We start from the raw sequence: 23077 nt of genomic DNA on the forward strand, positions 1-23077 counted from the left end.
CCTCAGTCGACTAGCTGCAGCATGAACCAGACGTGTCCGCGCTGGACAGAACACCTCACCCACCTGCAGCCTGAGTACTTAACGTATGGCACATCAAGCAGCTAGCGGCGATCGCGCCGCACGAGGGAATATGCCGGACGACCACCCCGGTGCGGCGCTTGCCCGCTTTGCCGCAGGCCTGCGCTACGAGGCGATTCCACAGCCCGTGGTAGCGACCGTTAAGTCACTCTTCCTCGACTGGATCGGCTGTTCGCTCGCTGGAAAGGGACATCGTGCGATTCGTATGCTGGAGTCCTTTGCCGAGCGTATGGGACCCACCGATGGAACAAGCGAGCTTCTTATCTCGCGACGGCGGACATCGCCCTTCTTTGCAGCCCTGGTCAATGCCGCCGCCTCCAACGTGGTCGAGCAAACTGACGTTCACAACGGCGCCGTGCTCCACGCCGGTGCAGTGGTGTTCCCCGCAGTCCTGGCCGCTGCCCAGGATGCCGGCAGTCCCGGGTACGAAATCATTGCGGCAGCCGTGGCGGGATATGAAGTGGGAGTGCGCGTTGCGGAATACCTGGGACGGTCGCACTATCGCATCTTTCACACGACTGCCACGGTGGGAACGCTTGCCGCAGCGGTTGCCGTGGGCAGGCTTCTACGGCTCGATTCGCAACGTATGCTAGCCGCGCTGGGTTCGGCAGGAACGCAGGCGGCAGGACTGTGGGAATTTCTCGGTGATGGGGCTGATTCGCGCCAACTCCACATTGGCAAGGCCGCTGCCGACGGACTGTTATCCGCCTATCTTGCGCTCGACGGCTTTACCGCCGCCACGCGCATCCTTGATGGCAGGCAAGGATTGGCCGCGGCCATGTCCAACGATGCCGATGCCGCCCGGCTGCTTGACCGGCTGGGCACCCGATGGACAACGGCGGAGACGTCGCTAAAGTGGCATGCATCGTGCCGGCACGCCCATCCTGCCGCCGATGCCCTGCTAGCCTTGATGCGTGCCGAAGGACTGCAGGCCGGTCAGATACGCCACGTGACCGCTGGCGTGCACCAAGCCGCACTTGACGTGCTGCATGACGGCGTCGGCGAAGAAACGGTCGACCAGGCAATGTTCTCGATCACAACGGTGCTGGCATTGATCGCCATTCATGGCCGTGCTGGCACCGAGGAGCTCTACGGCGCCATGCGGACAGCACCGGAGGTCGAGGCATTCCGCACCCGTGTGTCGATGAAATTGGACAACGAGGTCGATGCCGCGTACCCGCAGCGATGGATCGGCAAGGTACGCGTGGTCACGGCCGACGGCCGCGAGCTCGAGTCCGTCGTCCGTATGCCCAAGGGCGACCCCGCCAACCCGCTTACTGACGAGGAGATCGAGCAAAAGCTGCTGCGGCTGGCCCGCTTTGCCGGAGGAGCAAGCCCCGACGAAATCGCCGTTCTCATCCAGCAGGTCCGGAACATGGAGAACTGGTCCCGGACACCGCGGATGCTGTCGTAGGCGCGACGTGACCGATCGGATTTGCCGAGCCGGATGCACACCGTCTGGGAACGCAAAATTGGTTGAAAGCACCACAACTGCGCGTTATCGTGCCCTATCGCCGCGTCCGGGCAACGCGACCTTTAACTACCTCGGCCTCGCGCGCCCCGTCTCACCTTGCAGGCCAAGGCTAGCAAAAGCGCGACGGCTGTACCCCGTTCCTACCGTTCGGCAGGCGCAACATCTCAATGGGACCAACCATTGGGGACGCCCGACGAGTTGGGGCATCGCTGCACCCTGCAGCTCCGCATCTCGACGCGCGACATGTCTGTCACCAGGGTTACGACCGGTCTCCACCCTCCTCCGCAAGCTTGGCAATCAGCTCCACCAGCCACCTCAGGCCGGCGTCGCTGTCACGAGCCGCGGTCCAAATCGCCGCCACGGTGAAGTCCGGCATTGGCACAGGCGACTGAAACTGGTGCAGCCCGTGGGCCGTGCACCATTGCTCGGCCAGTACCTCTGGCACCGTTGCCAGCGCGGCAATGCGCTGCAAGATCGCCGGCACGCTGGCAAAACGTGCGCTGCTGTAGCACACGTGGCGGGCGCGTCCCTCCGTGGCCAGCCAGGCGTCCGCGGCACTGTCGAAGGCGCCGCGATAGGACACCAGCACATGCGGGAGGCGCAGGTAGTTGGGCAGCGACAGGCATTTGTCGCCATCGAGCGGGGCAGCGCCATAGACACAGCGAAAGCCCATGGTGCGCAGCTCGCATTCACGGCGCCAGGCCGGGCCTTTGGCGAAAGGGCCCACGCCGAGATCCATCCCGTTGCGCTCCAGCATGTCGGTGCCGCGGAACGGGTCGGTTGGCACGATTGAAAGTCGCACCTGCGGCGCGAGTTCCCGGAGCTGCGTAAGCATGCGCGGCGCCAACCACAGTTCGACCCAGTCGGGCATGCCGACCACGAAGGTGCGGTCTGAAGTTCGCGGGTCGAACTCGCGGCGCTGAAGCAGCGCGGCCTCAATCTGCGCAAGCGCCGGCATCAGATGCCGTTCCAGTTCGAGCGCCCGCTCGGTCGGCGCCATGCCTTGCGCGGTGCGAACCAGCAGCGGGTCGTCGAACAATTCGCGCAGTCGCGCTAGTGCACCGCTGACCGCGGGCTGGCCAAGGTGCAGGCGCGCCGCGGCGCGCGACACGCTGCGTTCGCACAGCAGCACGGACAGCGTCACAAGCAGGTTCAGGTCGACACCACGAAAATGGCTTTCCTTGATACTCACGCTGGTTTCCTTGTCTGGTGGACGCTCGCACTGAAGCATCACCCGAAGCGGGCCGCATGGCAACTGATCGCTACAGCGCGGGCGTGGTGGGCGGTGCACGGCGGTGCCGGGTCAGCTGCTCGAACGCGGACGCCATGGCCAGCAGTGTGGCATCGCTGCCGGCCAGGCCGAGCCAGGACACGCCCGCAGGTACGCCAGCGGCGGTAATGCCCATCGGCACGCTGACCTCGGGCACGCCGGCGGCGCTGGCCAGATGCATCGCGGCCAGCGGCTGCCCGGCCCGGCAATGGTAACTGGCATCGGCCATGTCGAAGCGCGGCGAGGCGGGGCACGCGAGCGTCGGGAAGACCAGCGCATCGAGGCCGTGGGCCATCAAGTGTTCGCTGAGCAGGCCACGCCAGCGCCGCGCCGCGGCAACGCCGGCTCCGGGCGGCTGGTCTCGTGTCGCGATTGCGTGGCGCAGCGCAGCAAGGGTCGGCGGATTGACCGCGCGGGCGCCGGCGTCGCCCCCGGCTTCCATGCGCCTGAGAAGTTCGGCGGCGCTGTGCGGCGCAGCGGCCGCCGCCTGCGCCAAATACTGGTCGAGTCCGCGCACCGATTCAATGCGCGTGATCTCGCCAAGTACATCTGTGTACAGAGTCAGCGCGCCAGCGGGCAGGCGCACGGGAATGGCCTGGGCGCCTGCGGCCTGCATCGCTGCGGTCGCGACGCCGAACAACGCGTCAATTTCATCGTTGCCACCGGCGAAATCCGCCACGATGCCAAGCCTGCGGCCGGCTAGCGTTTCCGGTTGCGTGCCAAAGCCGTGCCCCGGCGCCAGCACGGCCATCACCAGCGCCACATCGGCCGCACTGCGGCCCAGTGGCCCGACGGTGTCGAACGACGCCGCCAGCGGCAGCACGCCGGCGCTGTCGAGCAGGCCATGGGTTGGTCGCAAACCTGCCAGAGCGTGCACACAGGCCGGCCCGCGCACTGAGCCGAACGAGTCGGTGCCGAGCCCGAACGCGGCGAAGCTGGCTGCTACCGCCGCACCGGTGCCGCTGCTGGAACCGCTGGCATTGCGCGACAGGCGATAGGGGTTCAGCGTGAGGCCGTTCGCCGAGCTATAGCCGAAGCGTCCGTTGGACGCCGCCAGCTCCGACATATTGGACTTGGCCAGCACGATGGCGCCGGCCGCACAAAGCCGCGTCACGCACGCGGCATCGGTGCGCGGGTAGGCCTCCCGCAGCGCCGTGCAACCGGCCGTGGTCGGCATGCCGGCAACATCGATGTTGTCCTTGACTACCATCGGTATGCCGTGCAACACCCCGCGGGGGCCGTGTGCGCGCAGTTCCTCGTCGAGCATGCGCGCATTGTCCATCGCGGCGGCGTTCACGCCGCTGATGGCGTTGATGCAGGGGCCGGCCTGGTCGAAGGCAGCGATGCGGGCGAGAAAAGATGCAACCAGCGCCTGCGCGGACGTTCGGCCGTTGCGCATGGCCTCGGCGATGTCGCTTAGTGAAGCCTCAAACGGATCAAGGTGAGCAAATTGAGCAGGGGAAACGGCGGGCATCGGTCTCACTGGCGACAATGGGATGCATTGCATATTGGCTACTCGGCGCCGCCTAGGCAATGGATGTTTCATCGCAGGTTCTTTCCATACCGGAATGAATAGATGACAATACTCAGCCCTCCACACTGCACCGCCCCATGAAAAGCACAACCGGACGCCACTTGCCCGCGCTGGCGAATCTGATCGCGCTCGAGACCACGGCACGCAATGGCAGCGTCACCGGCGCAGCCGAAGAGTTGTGCCTGACGCAGAGTGCGGTGAGCAAGCAGATTACCGAGCTGGAAGATTTTCTCGGCGCGCGCATGCTGAATCGCCGCAAAGGCGCGGTGGCGGCGACTCCCGCCGGCGAGGAATACCTCAGGAGCGTGCGCAAGGCGCTCGCCATGCTCGAGGAAGCGACGCTGGAAGTCCAGTCAGGCCGCGCCGCGGGCGGCCGGCTCAACCTGTCGGTGCCGGTGTCGCTGGGCAATATTTGGCTGCTTCCGCGCCTGCTCAGGTTTGCCAAGGAACAGCCACAGATCCAGCTAAACGTCACCACCAAAGTCGGCCCGGTCGACCTGGAAAGCACCGGGCTCGATGCCGCGATCATGTATTGTGGCGCGCCGCCGCCGCGCCATTTCGCACTGAAGGTCATGCCGCTGGAACTCTATCCGGTGTGCGCGCCCGAGCTGTTGCCCGGCGGCGGCACGCTGGCCAAGGCGCTCAAGCGCATGCCCTTGTTGCACCAGATCGCGGCGCTGGAGGCGTGGCCGGCCTACTTGCAGCAGATGGGGATACGGCTGGCGCATCCTGACGATGGCCCGCGCTACGGCCTACTCACCATGGGACTGCAGGCCGCAGTGAGCGGCATGGGCATAGCCCTGCTGCCCGACTACGTGACCACCGATGACATCAACGCGGGACGATTGCTGCGCGTGGCCACCGAGCCCTACGTTTCGCCCAAGGCTTACTACTTCATCTGCCTCGAAGAGAAACGCGACAGCCCGGCGATGCAGACTTTTATCGCGTGGCTGCAGCAGCAAACCGCAGGCGAGCGCCAGGCGCCGTAGGCTACTGCGTCCCCGCCGAGTCTGCCCGCACCAGCGTGGACGTGACGAAACGCCCCGGGCGGCTGCTGACAGGTATCCCGTCGCGCAGCGTGGCCTGTCCGGCGACGAACACATGGCGCACGCCTGTTGCGGGCCGCTGCGGGTCTTCGAACGTGGCACGGTCTTGGATCGTTGCCGGATCGAACACAGTGATATCCGCGACATGGCCGGTACGCAACTCGCCGCGCCGCTCCAGCCCGAAGCGCTGCGCGGCCATGCCGGTCATCTTGTGCACCGCGCGCTCCAACGGAAACAAGCCCAGGTCGCGCGAATACAACCCTAGCACGCGCGGAAATGTACCCCACAGCCGCGGGTGCGGCGTTTCGTCCGAAGGGATGCCATCCGAGCCGACCATGGTATCCGGATAGGACAGGATGTCGCGCACGTCGGCCTCATCCATGATGAAGTACACGGCGCCGCCCGGCACCAGTGCCTGCGCCACCTCGAGTCGAGTCCGGCCCCACTCCTGCGCCAGATCTTCCAGGTAGCGCCCGGCGGCTTCCGGATGCTGGGCCGACCAGGTGATCAGGATGCGGTCGCATTGCGTGACGCGCTCGGGGCGCAGCATGGTCGACGACGCCGCGTACGGATAGCAGTCGAGGCACAGCGGCATGGTCCGGGCCAGGCTGCGCACCTGCGCCAGCGTGTCGCGGCTGCGTCCGTGATTCTGCTTGCCCACCAGCTTGTGGTGCGAGATCACCGTCGATACGCCCAGCGCCTTGCCAATGCGCGCGGTCTCGTCAATCGCCTCGGCGATTTTGTCGCTCTCGTCGCGGATATGCGAAACCAGCACGCCGCCGAGCCGCTGCATCGGCTCGCACATGCGCACGATTTCTTCCTCGGGTGCCGCCGCCGAAGGCGGATAGAAGGTGCCGGTCGACACGCCGATCGCTCCTTGCAGCAATGCGTCTTCCACGTCCTGCCGCATGCGCTCGATTTCCGCGTCGCTGGCGGCTACGCCAAGCTGCGGCACGTGCCGTGCGCGCAGCGTCGACTGGCCGACCAGCACCGCCACATTGACCGCCGCGGGGCTGGCCGCGAACGACTCGCGGTACGCATGCACCGAATCGAAGCGGTACCCGCCACGCATGATGTCGAGCGGCGCCGGCGGAATGCTGTCGGTGACCAGGGGAAACAAGCTGATGCCACAGTTTCCGGCGATGATGGTGGTAACGCCCTGCGTCACCTTGGGCAGCATCTCGGGCGACTGGAACACCATCCAGTCGTCATGGGTGTGGGTGTCGATAAAGCCGGGCGCCACGATCAGTCCGGCGGCATCCACCTCGGTGCCGGCACGCGACGGGCCGAGGTCGCCGATTGAGACAATCTCGCCGTCGCGAACTCCCAGGTCGGCCGTGCGGCGCGGTGCGCCGGTGCCATCGATGAGGTCGCCGTTGCGGATTATCAGGTCATATTGCGAATGCATGGTGCTTGGATTTCCTCAGTTCAGTCGACCCTGGCGCCGCTCTTGCGCACCAGGTCGCCAAACTTGACGGTTTCAGATGTGATCAGCGCCCGGAAGTCGCGCGCGCTGCCGCCGAGCGGTTCGAACGACAGCTTGTCGAGTTGCGCGCGGAATGCCGGATCGCGGATCAGCGCGTTGACTTCGCGGTTCAGCCTTTCGATGACCTCGGCGGGCGTGCCCGGCGCCGCCACCAATCCGGCCCAAGCGGTCAGCTCGTAGCCCTTCAGGCCCGCCTCGCCCATGGTCGGCAGGTCGGGAAAGTGCGGCGAGCGCTGACTCGACGTGACCGCCAGTGCTCGCACGCGCTTTGACGTGACATAAGGCCCGATCGACGGCACGTTGTCGAACATCAGTTGCACGTTGTTGCCAACCAGATCCTGCAGCGCCGGCGTGCTGCCCTTGTATGGCACATGCGTGATATTCAGATTGGCCATCACTTTGAACAGCTCTCCGCCGAGGTGGCTGGTAGTGCCGTTGCCGGCCGAACCCATCGACAGCTTGCCGGGGTTGGCGCGCGCATAGGAGATCAGTTCCTGCGCCGACTTTACCGGTAGCGAATTATTGACGGCGAGGATATTGAAGGTCGTGACCAGTCCAACGATGGGGACTAGCTTGTCGGGGTCGTAGGGCAGCTTGCTGTACAGAAAGCGGTTTGTAGCCAGCGTGGCATTGTTGCCATAACCGATGGTGTAGCCGTCCGCAGGTGCCGCCAGCAGCGCCTGCATGCCTATATTGCCGCCGGCACCGGGCCGGTTCTCGACTACCACCGCCTGGCCTAGGCGCCGTGACAGCCCCTCGCCGAACAAACGCGCGACGATATCGGGCGCGCCGCCCGGTGCGGTCGGCACGATCAGGCGCACCGGCTTGTCCGGCCACGCCGCCCCTGCCATGCCTGGCGTCCCGGCCATGATGCCTAGAACGCCGATCGCCCCGGCGGCCAGGCCCTTTACCGCTAGTTTTTTCATCTGCTGTCCCCTTCTGTGGTGTCTTGGTGTGATTCAGTATCAGCGACGCACCGGGGACGTCCTAGTGAAGTTTTGTGGGTGATTATTTCCGTGGCGGAATGCACGGCGGTGTGCCGGACGACATCACCTGTGGCGATAGTCCCGATCAGTCCAATCGATTTGCGCGATGCTGGACCGACTACCACAATGGCGCCCATGTTCGCGAGTCACTACGAGGCCATGCCATGAAGTTGTCCCATTCCGCATTTATGCAACGTCTGTGGCGCGGCGCGCTGCTGGTCGGTGTGATGTTGTGTTCATCATTTGCCCTGCCCGGCTACGCCGCCGCGCCGCAGGTCGGTGTCCAAGCGCCTGGCTACTACCGGATGATGCTCGGCAAGTTCGAGATCACGGCCCTGTCTGATGGCACCGTCGACGTGCCGCTGAACAAGCTGCTCAAGGGCGCCCCGCACGAGCGAATTACCGCGCTGCAGGCGCGCGCCCATCAATCCGCGGAGGCCGCAGAGACATCGATCAACGCCTTCCTGATCAACACCGGCAATCAGCTGATCTTGGTGGACACCGGCGCCGGCCAGTTGTTCGGGCCCACTGCAGGCGGACTGCTGCCGCAGAATATCCGCGCAGCGGGCTACCAGCCCGAACAGATCGATGCCGTACTGCTGACCCACATTCACGTCGACCACTCCGGCGGCCTGTCGGTCGACGGCAAGGCGGTGTTCCCGAACGCAGTGGTCTATGTTGACCGCCACGACGCCGACTACTGGCTGAATGCGGCCAATGCCGCCAGGGCGGCACCGGGCCAGCGCCACAACTTTGCACAATCCGAAGCGGTGTTCGCGCCCTACCTGCGCGCCGGCAAGGTCAAGAGGTTTGATGGCGAGCAGGAGCTGTTTCCCGGCATCCGGCCGTTGCGCATGCCCGGCCACACGCCTGGTCATGCGTTCTTCGAAATCAGCAGCGAAGGCCAGCGCCTGCAGCTATGGGGCGACACCATCCATGCGCAGCACGTACAGTTCCCCGAGCCCGGGGTCGCCATCGATTTCGATGTCGATTCCGTCGCCGCCGTAACAATGCGCAAGCGTGCGATGGCCGATGCTGCCGCTAAGGGGTATTGGGTCGGCGCGGCACATATCGCGTTTCCCGGCATCGGCCATGTCCGGCGCGAGGGCGAGGGATTCGCGTGGGTTCCAGTGGAATACAGTCTGAACCGCGCCGCGGCGCAGGCAGACATCAATCACTGAGAAAGCGGTCGCCGTCGTGCTCGGGAGAGCGGCTATAGTATGGTTTGCCCCGCGTCGCCGGCTTCTCTCCGGCTGACCGCCACTAGCAGGTTGCTGAAGTACTCCCCGTACAAGAGGCGAGGCTTCCCCCTGCAAGGCAGTAGGCTTGCGATTTTTCACAATCTGGAAGCGGGACGTCCCTACATCGATTTTTTCGGCGGTTTGGCGCCCGATTCCGGCCTCATTACCGCGATTACTGCAACTGCGGACGGATTTGTCCCAGTGAGCGCATGCGCACGAGGTTGTAGGCGGCCATGCTCAGCACGAACATCTGGTCGACTCGCTTCAGTCCACGCACCATCACCTGGCGCATGCGCCCGACAGTCTTGACCCATCCGAAGCCTTGTTCGATCAGCTTGCGCTTTTGCTGCGAAACGGCATACCCGGCGCTGCAAGCAATGGCATCAGGAACGGCCGAGCGGCGCCCCGAGGTGTTCTGTGCCACGTGGGGCGTCACCTTCATTTCCAGGCAGGCTTGAATGAACTCGTGCGCGTCGTAGCCCTTGTCTGCACCCACCGTGATTTCGGTGTTCGGGTCGTCCGTCACCTGTCGGGCATCGTTGAGCATGACCTTCGCGGCCTCGCGCTCAGCAGGTCCGTCCGCATTGGTCACCATGGCGCTCACCACCAGGCCGTGACGGTTGTCGCTCAGGGTATGACCCATATAGCGAAGTTCACTCGCAGTTTTGCCCTTGCGGTACAGCTTGGCATCGGGATCGGTCTTGGACTCGTGCGTCTCGTTGCTGCGCTTGCGACCTTTGAAGTTGGCGCCGTCGTTGTCGTCCTTGTCGTCGCCGCCGTCCTTGCGCACGAAGCTCTTGTGGCCTGCCCACGCCTGAATCAGCGTGCCGTCCACGCTGAAGTGCTCGCCCGACAGCCAGTTCTTCTTCTGCGCGATGGCCAGCACCTCGTTGAAAAACTGGATCACCGCATCATGCTTGATCAGCCGCTCGCGGTTCTTGGTGAAGACCGTGGGCACCCAAACGGTGTCGTCCATCGACAGCCCGATGAACCAGCGAAACAGCAGGTTGTACTGCGTCTGCTCCATGAGTTGGCGTTCGGAGCGAACGCTGTAGAGCACCTGCAGCAGCATGGCCCGCAGCAACTTCTCCGGCGCGATGCTGGGCTGGCCACCCTTGATATCGGCCTCGTACATCTGTGCGAACAACCGGTCCATCTTTACCAGCGCCTGGTTGGCCATGGCGCGGATCGAGCGCAGCGGGTGGGACTTCGGCACGAAATCATCCAGCCTCCGCATAGTGAACAAACTTTCTGTGAAGGTATCTGCGCCGCGCATGAAAGTGGAGTTGGATGGGGTCCTCAAATCAACGCTTCAGCCAGTTGTCGCGCTGACGTCCACCGGAGGTATTTCAGCGGCCTGCTAGGGCGCTCCCCCGGTTCAGGACAAGAAGCTCTCTTTCCCCGGCATCTCGCAATCGCGTTTCTCCGCCGTGGTCCCACGCGTCAGTGAACGTGTGCGAGCGCACCGTCAAGGTTTCGTCGCTCCGACACCTATCATCAGGCAACAACAAGGGCCGCCACACAGCAAGGCGTTCCGCCGATCCACTTCCCCTCGCTGCGGGAGCGATGTTTGCCTGCCTGGCCTATGCGGTCATCTTTCGCGTGAAGGACGAAGTACCTGCCGGCGGGCCGAACGATGCGACTCGGTGAGAGCAGGAAGCTCGCTATACGCAGATGTACTGTACTCTCGGCGGCGACGACCCATCCTCGCAGATAACGGCGCGTTATCGAACCTTAACGCCGCACCAAGGCAACGCCGTGTCACGAGCATTCTGACCGCTCAAGCGCTCGCGCATGGTTGCTCCCGCAACGTGTTGGTGATGCAGATAGAGACCCGAGTGCATGAGCGCCAAGATCAGGTCGTCCTTGGATGCTGATCGCGCACAGGATTGAACTAGACCCTACCCGAGACCAAGAGACGAACCGGGCTGCCGCAGTCCATGTGGCTAACTTTGGCGAGATATGGACGTAAATTGTCATTCCTGCCACTAGTTCGTTCAAGCCGCGCTCCCTATCCTTTGCTCGGTGGAGCGTGGCCCGACAGGGGCATAGTCCGCCAGACTTCAACTTACTGTGAGATAGAAATTGAAAGACAAGCTACTGATGCTCCGCCCCGATTTTACTCAAGCCTCGGACACAGCCAGCTAATGGACATGGACCGTTACGACAAACAAATCCTTGACATCCTGCAGGAAGACGCCACTGTCTCCGTAACGGAAATTGGGGACCGCGTCGGCCTGACCTCGACGCCGTGCTGGCGCCGCATCCAAAAGCTGGAAGAGGCCGGCATCATTCGCAAACGGGTTGCATTGCTGGACGCAGACGCGTTAAACGCCGGTGTCACGGTCTTTGTCTCAGTGCGTACCAGCCAGCACAACCTGAAATGGATCAAGCTGTTCCATGGATTGGTGACATCGATCCCGGAGGTGACCGAGTTTTACCGGATGGCTGGCGACACCGATTACCTGCTGCGCGTGGTAGTACCGGATATCGCGGCCTATGATCGCGTTTATAAGAAGCTGATCCAAGGGGCGGAGCTTGCCGATGTTAGCTCCAGCTTTGCGATGGAACAGATCAAGTACACCACCGCGCTACCATTGGACTACGCGTAAGCGAGCACCGGTCACCCTGGACTGGCGAAGAAACCTGCTATCTCACGCGTATAGGTGGCCCGGTTGGATGGACACCCCGTGCCACCATAAAAGAGCGCAATGGCAACTGGGATCCGCCATTGGCCGGAATCAATGCAGCGCAGATGTACTGAAATGTCGTCTGTAGTGTCCGGGACTTGTTCCGAGCCGGATCCGGAAGTGATTGCGCAACGTGGCTGCGGCGCCGAACCCCACTTGCACCGCGATGTCATCCACGGATGCATCGGTCTCTTCGAGCAACACCCTCGCTCGGCTTAAACGCTCTATCAGCAACCACTCGCCAGGCGGCATACCCATCATACTGACAAAGTGCCGCTGGAACGTGCGGGCACTCATTGCGGCTTGCCTTGCCATCCTGGCAATCGGCCAGTCTTCGTCCAATGTTGCGCGCACCGCGTCCACCAAGGGGGCCAACGAAGCATTGCTGCGCTTCGAGACCGGCTCGGCAATGTACTGGGCTTGGCCGCCTTCACGGTGTGGCGGCATGACAAGTCGGCGTGCGACCTGATTGGCCGCGCGAGGGCCAAAGTCCCGGCGGATCAGATGCAGGCACAGATCGATTCCTGCTGCACTTCCGGCCGACGTCAGGACATCGCCGGCATCGACGTAGAGGACATCTGCCTCCACCCGAATTTCCGGATATCGCTCCGCTAGTGTTGCCGCGTGACGCCAGTGCGTCGTCGCGCGCTTACCGTCGAGCAATCCTGCGGCGGCCAATACAAAGGCACCCGTGCAGATCGACATGATTCTCGCCCCTCGCTTGTTCGCCTTTCGCAAAGCGCGGCAGAGCTCCGGTGGCACAACCGCTTCAATATCCCGCCAGCCCGGGATGATGATCGTCTTCGCCTTCGACAGAAGTTCAAGGCCACCGTCAGCCTGTACTTGGATGCCACCCGGCCCGCGCAACGTCCCGAACTCGGCCGAACACGTCGCAAACCGATACCACGTGCTTCCCATTTCCGGTCTGGGCAAACCGAACACTTCAACGGCGCAGCCGTATTCAAAGAGGCTCAGGCCGTCGTAGACGACGACTGCGACAAGTCCCCCATTGGCGCCCGATTTCGATTCGTTTCTTGGCACGATGCAGATAGAAATAGGCATTGATGCCATCTCGCCAGATTTTGCGCTCTCTGCATCGCGTCTCGCAAGCGTCGAAACGGGTCAGTTTGACATGCCAGCCTGCTCACAGGCGATGTGGACATCATGCGGCGCACTTTGGCATGATCGAGACGAAAAGTGTCGTACGTGCCACTATTGCGTTAAACGCTCGCTCCCTATCCATTGCTTGGAGGATCGGCGGTCCGACCTTTTTCGCGAGACTCCATGTACTTCGAGAAATGGTCTTCACCCCGGCTTGTGCCGGTCAACGGCGACATCGGCGGCGCATCGAAGGCACGAACCTCCGGCGGTTCTCCATTGGACCACGGCGCGACCTCGACCAGTGCGGAATGCGCGCTGCACCCTTGGGCCAGGCGGGACGTGCCGCGGTCCATTGTCAGGACGTTGGGATTGCCGTGGCGCTCAAGCGAACTGTTGCTCGCATCGAACCAGGCACCGGTTGACATTACTACGACTCCTCGTATCAGCGTATCATCCAGACGAGCGCCGGCCAGACATGCCCCGCGCTCGTTGAACACGCATACGATCTCGTTCTGCACAATGCCGCGCTCCGCCGCGTCCAGCGGGTGTATATGGACTGCCTGCCGGCCTCTGACCTTCAGTGACATGGAGTGGCTACCCGCGTCCAGCTGGGAGTGCAGCTTGTCCGCCGGCTGGGACGTGATGAGGTGCAAAGGCCAACGCTGGGCTGCGGCATCTCCAAGCCATTCGGCAGGTGGCAGCCAGGACGGATGAGGGGGACAATCCTGATAGCCGAATTCTCCAATGCGCCGGGAGTAGAGCTCGATCTTGCCGCTGGGTGTGCTCAGGGGACTGCCCTGTGGATCGGCACGGAAGTCCGAGAACAGCACGAACGGCGTGCCTGGCTCCGGCAAGCCGGTGTACCCCTCCGCCCAGAACTGTTCAAACGGCGGCGCTTCGAAGCCTGCCTCGGCCCAGCGTTTTACCATACTGTCGTAGATATGGCGAATCCACGCGAATTCGTCGCGGCCTTCCGTAAATGCGAATTCGCAGCCGGCGCGCAATGCCAGGTCTCGATAGATGTCGAAGTCGTTGCGGCTGCTGTACTGAGGCGGTAGCGCCTGATGCATCGCCAGCACGTACCGGTCTCTTGAGGAGCCCCCGATGTCGTTGCGCTCCAGCGTCGTCGTGGCCGGCAGAACGATGTCCGCGCGCCGCGCGGTCGGTGTCCACCAGCTGTCATGGACCACGATCGTCTCCGGCGCTTGCCAGGCGCGTGCCAGCCGGTTTAGGTCCTGATGGTGGTGAAACGGGTTGCCGCCGGCCCAGTACACCATGCGGATATCCGGATAGATGCCTTCGCGGCCGTTGAAGTCATAGCGCTGCCCTGGATGGAGGAGCATGTCCGAAATACGCGCGACGGGGATGCTGCTGCGCGCGGGATTGGCACCCGCGCCCATCTCCGGCGCCGCAACGTCGGGCCTGGGCGTTCCGGCGCCGTTGATGGAGCCATGCCCGAACGCAAAGCCACCGCCCGGCAGCCCGATCTGCCCCAACATCGACGCCAGCGCGATGCTGGCCCAGTAGGGCTGTTCGCCATGATGCGCGCGCTGCAACGACCACGTGCAATTCAGCATCGTGCGCTGCCGGGCGGCTTCCGTGGCCAGTTCGATGATGGTTCCGGCCGGCACCGCGCAGATCGATTCCGCCCAGCGGGCGTCCTTGGCCTGGCCATCGTCGCGGCCCAGCAGATAGGCCGCGAATGCGTCAAAGCCTTCGCAATGGCTCGAAAGAAAATCCGCGGCGTGCAGGCCGCGCGTCAGCAGGGTGTGCGCGATGCCCAGCATCAGCGCGGTGTCGGTGTTGGGCCGGATCGGTACCCATCGGGCCTGCAGGCCGTCGGGTATGTCAGCGCGTGTCGGGCTGACTACAACGAATTTCACTCCCGAGCGCATTGCACGTTCTATCCACTCTTGCGAGCTGTGCGCACCCGCGCCGCCGGAAGTGATCTGGGTGTTGCGCAAAGGCAGGCCGCCAAAGGCGATGAACAGCTCCGTATGTTCAAGAACGCTGCGCCAGTCGGTTACTCTTCCCGTGACTGGCTTGTAGGTGCCGATCACATGAGGCAGCAGGAACTGCGCAGCGCCCCAACTGTAGTTGCCCGCCTGAGTGGTGCAACCCCCGCCTGCGAACAAGAAACGGTGCGTCAGCGTCCGGGCATGATGCAGGCGCCCGGCGGAGGACCATCCGTAAGAACCGCCAAAGACGGATGCATCGCCATGGTCGGCACGCACCCGTGCAAGCTCGCTGGCCACCAGGTCCAGCGCGGTGTCCCAATCCACCTCGACGAACTCATCGTTGCCCCGCTCGCTTCGCTCCGCGTGCTCGCGCTTGCGCAGCCAGCCGCGCCGCACCGCAGGCCGGCGGATGCGCAGGGGGGAATGCACCATGCCCGGCATGGATTGCAGGATCGGTGAAGGTGCGCTGTCGCAGGGAAACGGCTCGCACGCGACGAGTTTTCCGCCCTCTACGACCGCCGTATATGCACCCCAGTGCGAAAGCGTGGGAAAGCGGCTGCGAGTATCGGCTGCAGCAAGCTTCGTTGTCATGTTGGTCTCCTCCACCAGAATACAGACGCCCCGCTACGGGCGGCGCAAGCACCCAATGTTGGGCGGGCCGCGCGAGCATTTTCTTCTCTTTTGCACGGGATACTCCAGTGGAATGAGATGAATTTTCTCCGCATGCATCCCTAAGCTGATCGACATTCCAGCGGCGATCACCACACGAAAGCCGCACCGCTCAGCAACGGAGATTCGATGAAAGAAAGCACTCAGTTAGTATGCACCGGCCGCCACCCGGAGCGTTTCGGCGGGGTCGTCAACACGCCGATCTTCAGGGCATCGACTATTCTTGCCGGGTCGATGGCCGAATGGGAGGAAATGAAGCGCGCCCGCGCCGCGGAAGAGCCTGGCGCGACGACCTACGGCCGCTACGGCACGCCCACCACCCACGCGCTGGAAGAAGCCGTTGCCGCGCTGGAAGGCGGATACCGGTCGCTGGTGTTTCCGTCCGGCCTCGCGGCGATCAGCACTGCGCTGACGGCGCTGCTGTCGGCCGGTGACCACGTGCTGATCACCGACAGCGCCTATTCGCCAACCCGCGCTTTCCTGGAGCGCGTCCTGACGCGGTTCGGCGTTGAAGTCGAGACCTACGATCCCGTCGGCAGCACGTCGATCGAGTCATTGCTGCGGCTCAACACGCGTGTCGTATACGTTGAATCACCGGGGTCGGAGACGTTGGAGATCCAGGACATAGCAGCCATCTCGGCCGCCGCGCATCGACATGGCGCCGTCGTGGTCATGGACAACACGTGGGGAACGCCGCTCTTCTTCAAGCCCTTCGCCCACGGCGTCGACGTTTCGATCCAGGCCGCCACCAAGTACATCGTCGGCCATTCCGATGCCATGCTCGGCGTGGTCACGTGCAATCGGGATACCTGGCCGCTGATCAAGCAGACCACGCAGGACATGGGACAGACCGCGGGGCCGGACGACGTCTACCTGGCACTGCGCGGCCTGCGCACGATGGCGGTGCGGCTGCAGCGCCACTGGGAATCCGGGCTGCGCGTCGCCCAATGGCTGGAGCGCCAGCCGCAGGTCGAGGCAGTGCTGCATCCCGCACTGCCATCCCATCCCGGACACGTGCTGTGGAAGCGCGACTTCACCGGTGCCTGCGGCCTGTTTTCCGTAGTGCTGCGCACGAACTTGAAAGCATCGCTCGCCGCCTTCATCGACGCACTGGAGCACTTTGGCCTGGGGGTTTCCTGGGGCGGCTATGAAAGCCTCGCCATCCCGTTCACGCCGGGAAAGAACTGCACCGGCGCGCGCTGGCCGTATCAAGGGCAGGCCGTGCGCCTGCATGTGGGTCTCGAAGACCCGCAAGACCTCATCGACGACCTGCAGCGCGGCCTGATGGCGCTGTCCGCGCAAGAAGCCAGTCTGGCGGCATTGCAGGACGCCCACGCTGACCAGGCTTGCCCGACCTGAACGACAACGCAGCTAAAGCCGGGGGTTCCCGGCACTTACCAGAACACCAATCCACGACGGAGACAGACATGAGCAAGATGAAGATTGAAGGGTCTTTTGTTGCCCTGATCACCCCCTTTGCCAAGGACGGCAGCCCGGACTTCGGCGCCTTTCGCGAACTGCTGGATTTCCAGGAACGCCACGGCACCTCGGCGGTGCTGATCATGGGATCCACAGGCGAGGTCTCGATGCTGTCGCAAAAAGAGCGCGAGGCCATCATCGTGGAAACCGCGAAGATGAAGACCGGCAAGATGAAGCTGTTCTATGGCTGCACCGGCAACAACACCCGGACCACCAAGGACTACCTGCGCTTTGCCAGAGCCAACGGCGCGGATGGCGCCATCATCGCCGCGCCCGCCTACATCTGCGCGCCGGAGGCCGATATCGAAAGCTACTTCCTGGAAGTGGCCGACGAGACCGACCTGCCCCTCGGCATCTACAACAACCCGCCGCGCGTGAAGACCGACCTGCATTGGGACAGCCTGCTGCGCATCTTCAGGCATCCCAACTACGTCGTCCACAAGGAGTCGACGACGCGCGTGGGACAGGTAGCGCAAGTGCTGCGCGGCGCGCCGGATGTCTCGGTGATGTGCTGCGACTCGCCCAACCTTGGCCTGGTCGTTCCAACGATGAGCCTGGGCGGCCATGGCACCGCGAACATGACCGGCAATATCGCCCCGGCGGAGCTGACGCAGATCTCCCGTCCGTGGACATCCCCCGACACCGCGGCCGGCTTCCACAAGGGCTACCTGCAGAACCTGCAGTTGCTGCACTACGCCTACTCGGCCATCAACCCGGTGGCGATCAAGTCGCTGATGAAGGCGGTGGGCTTGCCTTCTGGCGAACTGCGCAAGCCGCTAACCGGCCTGGAAGGCGAGCCACTGCTGCGCGGCCTGCGCGTCATCAAGGAGCTCGAACTCGACAGGAAGTACGGCTGGTCGTCGCCAATGCTCAAGGCCGTTTGAACCGAACCGGGAGCGATCAATGGACCTCGGCATTGCAGGGCGCCATGCACTCGTCTTCGGCGGGAGCAAGGGCATGGGGCGCGCTTGCGCGCACCAACTGGCGGCGGAAGGCGTGAAGGTATTCATCGCCGCCCGCACGGAGAGCACGCTGGCCGCGGCGGCAGCGGAAATCGGCGCCGCGACGGGCGGTGATGTCCGCTACGTGGTAGCGGACATCACCACGGACGAGGGGCGCGCCGCCGCGCTGGCGGCATGCCCCGCCCCCGACATCCTGGTCAACAACGCGGATGGTGCCCCGCCCGGTGATTTTCGCCAGTGGACACCGGAGGACTGGCACGCCGCGATCGATGCCATGATGATCGGGCCGATCGACTTGATCCGGCGCACCGTGGACGGCATGATCGAACGCCGCTTCGGCCGCATCGTGAATATCGTCTCGCGCAGCGTGAAGACGCCGCAGCTGGAACTGGGCCTGTCCAATGGCGCGCGCTCTGGCCTCGTCGGCTTCGTCGCAGGGCTTGCGCGCCAGACGGTTCGCCACAATGTGACGATCAACAACCTGCTCCCGGGCGTGTTCGCGACCGATGCCCAGCGCCACCACATCGAAGGCATGCTGGAATCAAGCGGCAAGAGCTTCGAGCAACTGTGGAACGAACGCGGCGCCAACAACCCGGCTGGCCGCTATGGCCGGCCGGAAGAGCTCGGCGCACTCTGCGCCTTCATCTGCTCCGGGCACGCGAGCTATATCTGCGCTCAGAGCATCCTGATCGACGGCGCAGCTTACCCCGGCACCTTCTGAGCCACCAGCTTCACCGAAGCCATTCCAAGGCAGCGCCGCCCGCCGCGCCCAACGCCATCGCGCGCGATGGTGCTGCCTTCCCTTGTCCAGCAAATTACGTTGACCCGGCCATGCAACCACGCCCCCTCACCCAGATCCGTTCCCGCCACATGCCCGTCGTACGCATGGGCATCTTCCTACTGTCCGTCTTGACGTCGGCGGGCGTCGCAAAAGCGGAGTCCAGGTCTGACATCGCCTACCCCGATCGTACGATCACCATCGTCGTGCCGCATGCGCCTGGCGGCTCGGTGGACGGCCTTGCGCGCGTATTCGCGATGAAGCTCGGCCAGGAGCTGAAGCAGACCGTCATTGTCGACAACCGGCCGGGTGCATCGGGCCTTGTCGGGGCAGGCATCGTCGCCCGCGCGGCGGCTGACGGCTACACCCTCTACATCAACGCATCGATCCACAACATCAATCCGATGCTCTATCGGAAGACCATCAAGTTCGATGCGGTCAAGGATTTCACGGCGGTCAGCATGCTCGCGCAAGGCGCGCTGATCTTTAGCGTGAATCCACAGGTGCCGGCGAACTCGCCGCAGGCACTGGCGCGCGCCGTGAGAGCCAACCCCAAGCAGTACAACTTCGCGACCAGCGGCAACGGCTCCGCCGGCCACCTAGCCCTGTCCCAGTTCATGTATGACAGCGGCATCGCGGACCTGCAGGTGCCCATTGCCCTGTACAAGGGTGGCGGTCCGGCGCTGACCGACCTTATGAGCGGCCAGGCTCAGGGGATGATGGATCCCATGCTCTCGTCGCTGCCTGGGGTCAAGGCCGGCAAGCTGCGCGCGATCGCGGTGACCGGGCGCACGCGCAGCCCGTTGTTGCCGGATGTCCCGACCATGCAGGAAGCGGGATTCAAGAACTTCGAGTTCTATTCCTGGTATGGCCTTTGGGCGCCGGCCAAGCTGCCCGATGGGATTAGGAAGAAGCTCGACAATGCGTCGGCGAGGATCATGTCTTCGCCGGACATCAAGGATCGCCTGAACGGACTGGGATTCGAGAGCGCCTACAAGAATGGCGGCGAGTTCGAGCAGTATATCGACAGCGAAACCAGGCGCTATCGCGCGATCATCGATCGTGCGCACATCACAGCCGACTGAATCATTTGGAACAGGGCAGCAGACATGCGCGTAATAGTGCTTGGCGCCGGCGTCGCCGGGATATCCGCCGCCTACCACCTGTGGCGCGACGGCCATGAGGTGTCCGTGCTGGAGCGGCAAGCGGGCCCGGGGATGGGGTCGAGCTTCGGCAACGCAGGGGGTCTTTGCCCCGGCTTTGCCGGACCGTGGGCGTCGCCAGGCATGCCGTACAAGGTGCTGCGCATGGCCCTGCAAAAGCATGCGCCGGTGCGCTTTTCGATAATGCCGGATGTCGAGCGTCTGCGCTGGCTCGCCAAATGGCTCAAGGAATGCAATGCAAAGCGCTTTGGCATCAACAAGTCCCGCATGCAGCGCATGGCGCACTACAGCATGCGCTGCATGCAGGCCTTGCGTGACGAAGTGCCCGAGCTCAGCTTCGGCTTTCACCGCGACGGCACCCTGCAATTGCTCGAGACCGACCAGGAAGTCGAACTGGCACAGTTGGCCACGCGCACACTCAGTCAGTTTCAGGTGCCATGGCGAATGATGGGGCGCGCCGAAGCCATGGCACTCGAACCATCGCTGCGGGCATCTGCCGCCGCATGGCAAGGCGCACTGCATCTGCCGGACGATGCATCTGGCGACAGCGCGAAGTTCTGCGCCGGCCTTGCCAGCTATCTTTCCCGTCGCGGCGTGTCGTTTCAGTACGGCGCTTCGGCAACCCGCCTCGTCCATGAGCACGGTCGCCTTCGCAGCGTCGAGATCGCGCATGACGGGCGGACGGATCAGCGCCAGGCCGATGCCTGCGTGGTGGCGCTCGGCTGCCAGGCGCCCGCGTTACTCGCTACTGCAGGCCTGCGAATCCCGATCTATCCGCTCAAGGGCTATTCGATCACGATCCCCATTGCCGACACCGGGGCTGCGCCGCGCATGGCGATCATGGACGAGCACAACAAGATCATGCTGACCCGCCTGGGCGACAAGTTGCGCGTCGCGGGAATGGCCGAGTTCGTCGGATACGACCTGTCAGTGCGCCGGGTCCGCACGGAACTGCTGTCGACACTGACGCGACGGCTCTTTCCACGCGGATTCGACTATGCCGCAGCCACGTCGTGGGCCGGCCTTCGTCCGATGACGCCTGACGGACCGCCCATTCTCGGCGCGACACCGCTGCAGGGCCTCTACCTGAATGCCGGCCACGGCTCCAATGGCTGGACACAGGCGTGCGGCACCGGCCGGCTTGTTGCCGACGCGATCTCCGGCAGGCCGCCGGAGATCGACATGGACGGACTGACCGTCGAGCGCTTCGGCATGCACCGCGCCGGACGCGCGCCGGCTCGCGTGGCCTGATCCATTCGCTTGCCCGGGCGCCGCTGCCGGCGGCCCCGTTCGCGCCGAGTGCCATCGGCGTGGATGGCAGCGCCTGCGTGACAAGCACGGCCGCCCGCTGAATAGCCATCGCCGCAGCACCAGCTATCGCCACATCGCCCGTGTCCGGGCTGTGGCGAGCGCTGCCCTGCGCGGGCATCAACTCAAACATATATATGGAGGAGAACGATGAAAACATCAGGAAAGTGCGCCATCGCCGCGTCAATGGGGTGCCTGCTTGGCGCGACGGCACAGGCGCAGTCGAACGTCACGCTGTATGGCGTCATGGATGCCGGCGTGGAGTATGTCAGCCATGCCGGTACTAATGGCTCGGGGTCTGCATACCGGGTCACCTCCGGAAACACTGCGGCATCGCGGTGGGGCATGCGGGGCAAGGAGGCACTGGGCGCGGACATGAGCGCGATGTTTGTGCTCGAGAGCGGCTTCCTGACGGACACCGGCATGGCCGGATTTGGCGGCCGCCTGTTCGGCCGGCAGGCATTCGCCGGTATCGCGGGGCCTTGGGGCCAGGTCACGCTCGGGCGCCAGAACAATATCCTGTTCGATTTTTTCATCCCCTTTGACGCAAACCGCTATGCGCCGTACTCCGTGCTTGCCCACGATGCGCAGTTCGCGGGTCGGGCCGACAATGCCATCAAGTACACGGGCAACTTCGGCGAACTGACCATCAGCGGGCTGTACAGCGCCGGCTACGACTCGACCATCGCCAACGGCGGCGAAGTCCCCGGCGCGCCGCGCGTCGGCCAGGAGATCGGTGCCGGCGCCTCATACACCGTCGGCAAGTTCGGACTGGCCATTGCCTATGACCAGCGCCGCGGCACATCCACGGCCACGGCAGGCAACATTGAACGCCGCTACGCGGCGGGACTGCTCTATATCAGCGGCCCCTTCACGGCCGAGGCCGGATACCGGTTCCTGCAGAACGGACTGGGCGCGCCCGCCAGCCGCTCCCATCTCTACTGGCTGGGCGGTGCTTACGCGGCAAGACCAGCACTGACGCTGCGCGCCGGTATCTACCGGACGGATAACCGTGACTCGGCTGACGACGCCACCAGCTACGTGCTGCAGGCGGCGTACAACCTGTCGAAGCGCACGGAGCTTTATGTCAACGCGTCCTACATGGACAACGCGGGCCGCTCGACGCTGGGCGTGGCGAGTGCGACCAAGGTCGCACCAGGCGTCGGACAGACCGGCTTGGCATCGGGCATGAAGCATATTTTCTAGTCCCACACGTGGGGCGCAGTAGGTATCCCCGGCCGCCCGCGACCCACATCAATCATCATCCAAGGAGGCAGAGATGTACATAGGTATCCCGCGCGAGACGCGGGCCGGCGAGACTCGCGTCGCCGCCACCCCCGAGACTGTCAGGAAGTACGTCGCGCAGGGCCACAAGGTTTTGGTGCAGGCGGGTGCAGGCGTACGCGCCAGTCAGCCCGACGGCGCATATGAGGCGGTCGGCGCCACCATCGGCACGGCCGCCGAGGCGCTTGGCGCCGACCTGGTGCTGAAGGTGCGCGCGCTCGAGATCACCGAGCTGGCGCACATGAAGCCGGGCGCGGTGCTGGTGGGCATGCTCAATCCGTTCGATGACAAGAACAAGGCACGCATGGCGGCTGCCGGCATCACCGCCTTCGCGCTCGAAGCCGCGCCGCGCACCACGCGCGCCCAGAGCATGGACGTGCTGTCGTCGCAGGCCAACATCGCCGGCTACAAGGCCGTGCTGGTGGCCGCGCACCATTACCAGCGCTTCATGCCGATGCTGATGACCGCCGCCGGCACCGTCAAGGCCGCGCGCGTGCTGATCCTGGGCGCTGGCGTCGCCGGCCTGCAGGCGATCGCGACCGCCAAGCGCCTGGGCGCGGTGATCGAAGC

At 64.2% G+C, this 23077-nt stretch carries 17 protein-coding genes and 1 pseudogene; 11 read left to right on the forward strand and 7 right to left on the reverse strand.

What is annotated here, in order from left to right:
* Positions 1-130: 130 nt before the first annotated feature.
* Positions 131-1492 (forward strand): MmgE/PrpD family protein, encoded by a 1362-nt coding sequence (locus IPF36_RS09980; RefSeq protein ID WP_195427893.1) that lies wholly within the window; start codon positions 131-133, stop codon positions 1490-1492.
* 319 nt (positions 1493-1811) lie between these two features.
* Here the strand turns inward: IPF36_RS09980 and IPF36_RS09985 are convergent, their stop codons facing one another.
* Positions 1812-2744, reverse strand: coding sequence for a LysR substrate-binding domain-containing protein (locus IPF36_RS09985; protein ID WP_133098392.1), 933 nt, complete (start codon positions 2742-2744; stop codon positions 1812-1814).
* 70 nt (positions 2745-2814) lie between these two features.
* Complete coding sequence (locus IPF36_RS09990) at positions 2815-4221, reverse strand: amidase family protein (protein WP_195427894.1); 1407 nt, start codon at positions 4219-4221, stop codon at positions 2815-2817.
* Positions 4222-4433: 212 nt separating this feature from the next.
* Between IPF36_RS09990 and IPF36_RS09995 the strand changes: the two genes are divergently transcribed.
* Positions 4434-5345: a LysR substrate-binding domain-containing protein gene (locus tag IPF36_RS09995; protein WP_195427895.1), complete on the forward strand. Its 912-nt coding sequence runs from the start codon at positions 4434-4436 to the stop codon at positions 5343-5345.
* Between the two features lies 1 nt (position 5346).
* Here the strand turns inward: IPF36_RS09995 and IPF36_RS10000 are convergent, their stop codons facing one another.
* Both IPF36_RS10000 and IPF36_RS10005 read right to left on the reverse strand, forming a co-directional pair.
* The gene (locus IPF36_RS10000; protein WP_133098395.1) at positions 5347-6810 is read right to left on the reverse strand and encodes an amidohydrolase family protein; all 1464 of its coding nucleotides are present in this window, start codon (positions 6808-6810) and stop codon (positions 5347-5349) included.
* 20 nt (positions 6811-6830) lie between these two features.
* Positions 6831-7814 (reverse strand): tripartite tricarboxylate transporter substrate binding protein, encoded by a 984-nt coding sequence (locus IPF36_RS10005; RefSeq protein WP_195427896.1) that lies wholly within the window; start codon positions 7812-7814, stop codon positions 6831-6833.
* Positions 7815-7888: 74 nt separating this feature from the next.
* On the opposite strand from IPF36_RS10005, the gene IPF36_RS10010 reads away from it, so the two are divergent.
* Entirely contained in the window at positions 7889-9055 is a 1167-nt protein-coding gene (locus IPF36_RS10010) for an MBL fold metallo-hydrolase (protein WP_243737107.1), read from the forward strand.
* Positions 9056-9287: 232 nt separating this feature from the next.
* Here the strand turns inward: IPF36_RS10010 and IPF36_RS10015 are convergent, their stop codons facing one another.
* A complete protein-coding gene (locus tag IPF36_RS10015) occupies positions 9288-10391 on the reverse strand; it encodes an IS5 family transposase (RefSeq protein WP_195427897.1) in 1104 nt (367 codons plus the stop codon).
* An 877-nt stretch (positions 10392-11268) separates the two neighbouring features.
* On the opposite strand from IPF36_RS10015, the gene IPF36_RS10020 reads away from it, so the two are divergent.
* Complete coding sequence (locus IPF36_RS10020) at positions 11269-11727, forward strand: Lrp/AsnC family transcriptional regulator (protein WP_041682405.1); 459 nt, start codon at positions 11269-11271, stop codon at positions 11725-11727.
* A 129-nt stretch (positions 11728-11856) separates the two neighbouring features.
* Here IPF36_RS10020 and ftrA read toward each other — a convergent pair whose 3' ends face one another.
* On the reverse strand, positions 11857-12867 hold the full coding sequence (ftrA, locus tag IPF36_RS10025) for a transcriptional regulator FtrA (protein WP_195427898.1): 1011 nt from the start codon (positions 12865-12867) through the stop codon (positions 11857-11859).
* Positions 12868-13040: 173 nt separating this feature from the next.
* A complete protein-coding gene (locus IPF36_RS10030) occupies positions 13041-15455 on the reverse strand; it encodes a molybdopterin guanine dinucleotide-containing S/N-oxide reductase (RefSeq protein ID WP_195427899.1) in 2415 nt (804 codons plus the stop codon).
* 207 nt (positions 15456-15662) lie between these two features.
* On the opposite strand from IPF36_RS10030, the gene metC reads away from it, so the two are divergent.
* From metC to IPF36_RS10065, 7 genes and pseudogenes are all read left to right on the forward strand, one after another.
* The gene (gene metC / locus IPF36_RS10035; RefSeq protein WP_195427900.1) at positions 15663-16892 is read left to right on the forward strand and encodes a cystathionine beta-lyase; all 1230 of its coding nucleotides are present in this window, start codon (positions 15663-15665) and stop codon (positions 16890-16892) included.
* 68 nt (positions 16893-16960) lie between these two features.
* Positions 16961-17896, forward strand: coding sequence for a 4-hydroxy-tetrahydrodipicolinate synthase (locus tag IPF36_RS10040; protein WP_195427901.1), 936 nt, complete (start codon positions 16961-16963; stop codon positions 17894-17896).
* Between the two features lie 19 nt (positions 17897-17915).
* Positions 17916-18695, forward strand: coding sequence for an SDR family NAD(P)-dependent oxidoreductase (locus IPF36_RS10045; RefSeq protein WP_195427902.1), 780 nt, complete (start codon positions 17916-17918; stop codon positions 18693-18695).
* Between the two features lie 110 nt (positions 18696-18805).
* The gene (locus IPF36_RS10050; protein WP_255519738.1) at positions 18806-19837 is read left to right on the forward strand and encodes a tripartite tricarboxylate transporter substrate binding protein; all 1032 of its coding nucleotides are present in this window, start codon (positions 18806-18808) and stop codon (positions 19835-19837) included.
* A 24-nt stretch (positions 19838-19861) separates the two neighbouring features.
* A complete protein-coding gene (locus IPF36_RS10055; RefSeq protein WP_195427903.1) occupies positions 19862-21166 on the forward strand; it encodes a D-amino acid dehydrogenase in 1305 nt (434 codons plus the stop codon).
* 207 nt (positions 21167-21373) lie between these two features.
* Entirely contained in the window at positions 21374-22429 is a 1056-nt protein-coding gene (locus IPF36_RS10060) for a porin (protein WP_195427904.1), read from the forward strand.
* 73 nt (positions 22430-22502) lie between these two features.
* Positions 22503-23077 (forward strand): annotated as a pseudogene (locus IPF36_RS10065) (NAD(P)(+) transhydrogenase (Re/Si-specific) subunit alpha); the annotation flags it as partial.

Origin of the sequence: Cupriavidus sp. IK-TO18, from assembly GCF_015549295.1 — a bacterium.
Lineage (GTDB): Bacteria > Pseudomonadota > Gammaproteobacteria > Burkholderiales > Burkholderiaceae > Cupriavidus > Cupriavidus oxalaticus_A.

What these genes read in the sequence shown, in the direction of transcription:
- IPF36_RS10000 (WP_133098395.1), bottom strand. Translation starts at nt 6,810, where the DNA reads ATGCATTCGCAATATGACCTGATAATCCGCAACGGCGACCTCATCGAT.
- IPF36_RS10060 (WP_195427904.1), top strand. Translation starts at nt 21,374, where the DNA reads ATGAAAACATCAGGAAAGTGCGCCATCGCCGCGTCAATGGGGTGCCTG.
- IPF36_RS09995 (WP_195427895.1), top strand. Translation starts at nt 4,434, where the DNA reads ATGAAAAGCACAACCGGACGCCACTTGCCCGCGCTGGCGAATCTGATC.
- IPF36_RS10050 (WP_255519738.1), top strand. Translation starts at nt 18,806, where the DNA reads ATGCAACCACGCCCCCTCACCCAGATCCGTTCCCGCCACATGCCCGTC.
- IPF36_RS10030 (WP_195427899.1), bottom strand. Translation starts at nt 15,455, where the DNA reads ATGACAACGAAGCTTGCTGCAGCCGATACTCGCAGCCGCTTTCCCACG.
- IPF36_RS10045 (WP_195427902.1), top strand. Translation starts at nt 17,916, where the DNA reads ATGGACCTCGGCATTGCAGGGCGCCATGCACTCGTCTTCGGCGGGAGC.
- IPF36_RS10015 (WP_195427897.1), bottom strand. Translation starts at nt 10,391, where the DNA reads ATGCGCGGCGCAGATACCTTCACAGAAAGTTTGTTCACTATGCGGAGG.
- IPF36_RS10005 (WP_195427896.1), bottom strand. Translation starts at nt 7,814, where the DNA reads ATGAAAAAACTAGCGGTAAAGGGCCTGGCCGCCGGGGCGATCGGCGTT.
- IPF36_RS10020 (WP_041682405.1), top strand. Translation starts at nt 11,269, where the DNA reads ATGGACCGTTACGACAAACAAATCCTTGACATCCTGCAGGAAGACGCC.
- IPF36_RS10055 (WP_195427903.1), top strand. Translation starts at nt 19,862, where the DNA reads ATGCGCGTAATAGTGCTTGGCGCCGGCGTCGCCGGGATATCCGCCGCC.
- IPF36_RS09990 (WP_195427894.1), bottom strand. Translation starts at nt 4,221, where the DNA reads ATGCGCAACGGCCGAACGTCCGCGCAGGCGCTGGTTGCATCTTTTCTC.
- IPF36_RS10040 (WP_195427901.1), top strand. Translation starts at nt 16,961, where the DNA reads ATGAGCAAGATGAAGATTGAAGGGTCTTTTGTTGCCCTGATCACCCCC.
- IPF36_RS09980 (WP_195427893.1), top strand. Translation starts at nt 131, where the DNA reads ATGCCGGACGACCACCCCGGTGCGGCGCTTGCCCGCTTTGCCGCAGGC.
- ftrA (WP_195427898.1), bottom strand. Translation starts at nt 12,867, where the DNA reads ATGCCTATTTCTATCTGCATCGTGCCAAGAAACGAATCGAAATCGGGC.
- metC (WP_195427900.1), top strand. Translation starts at nt 15,663, where the DNA reads ATGAAAGAAAGCACTCAGTTAGTATGCACCGGCCGCCACCCGGAGCGT.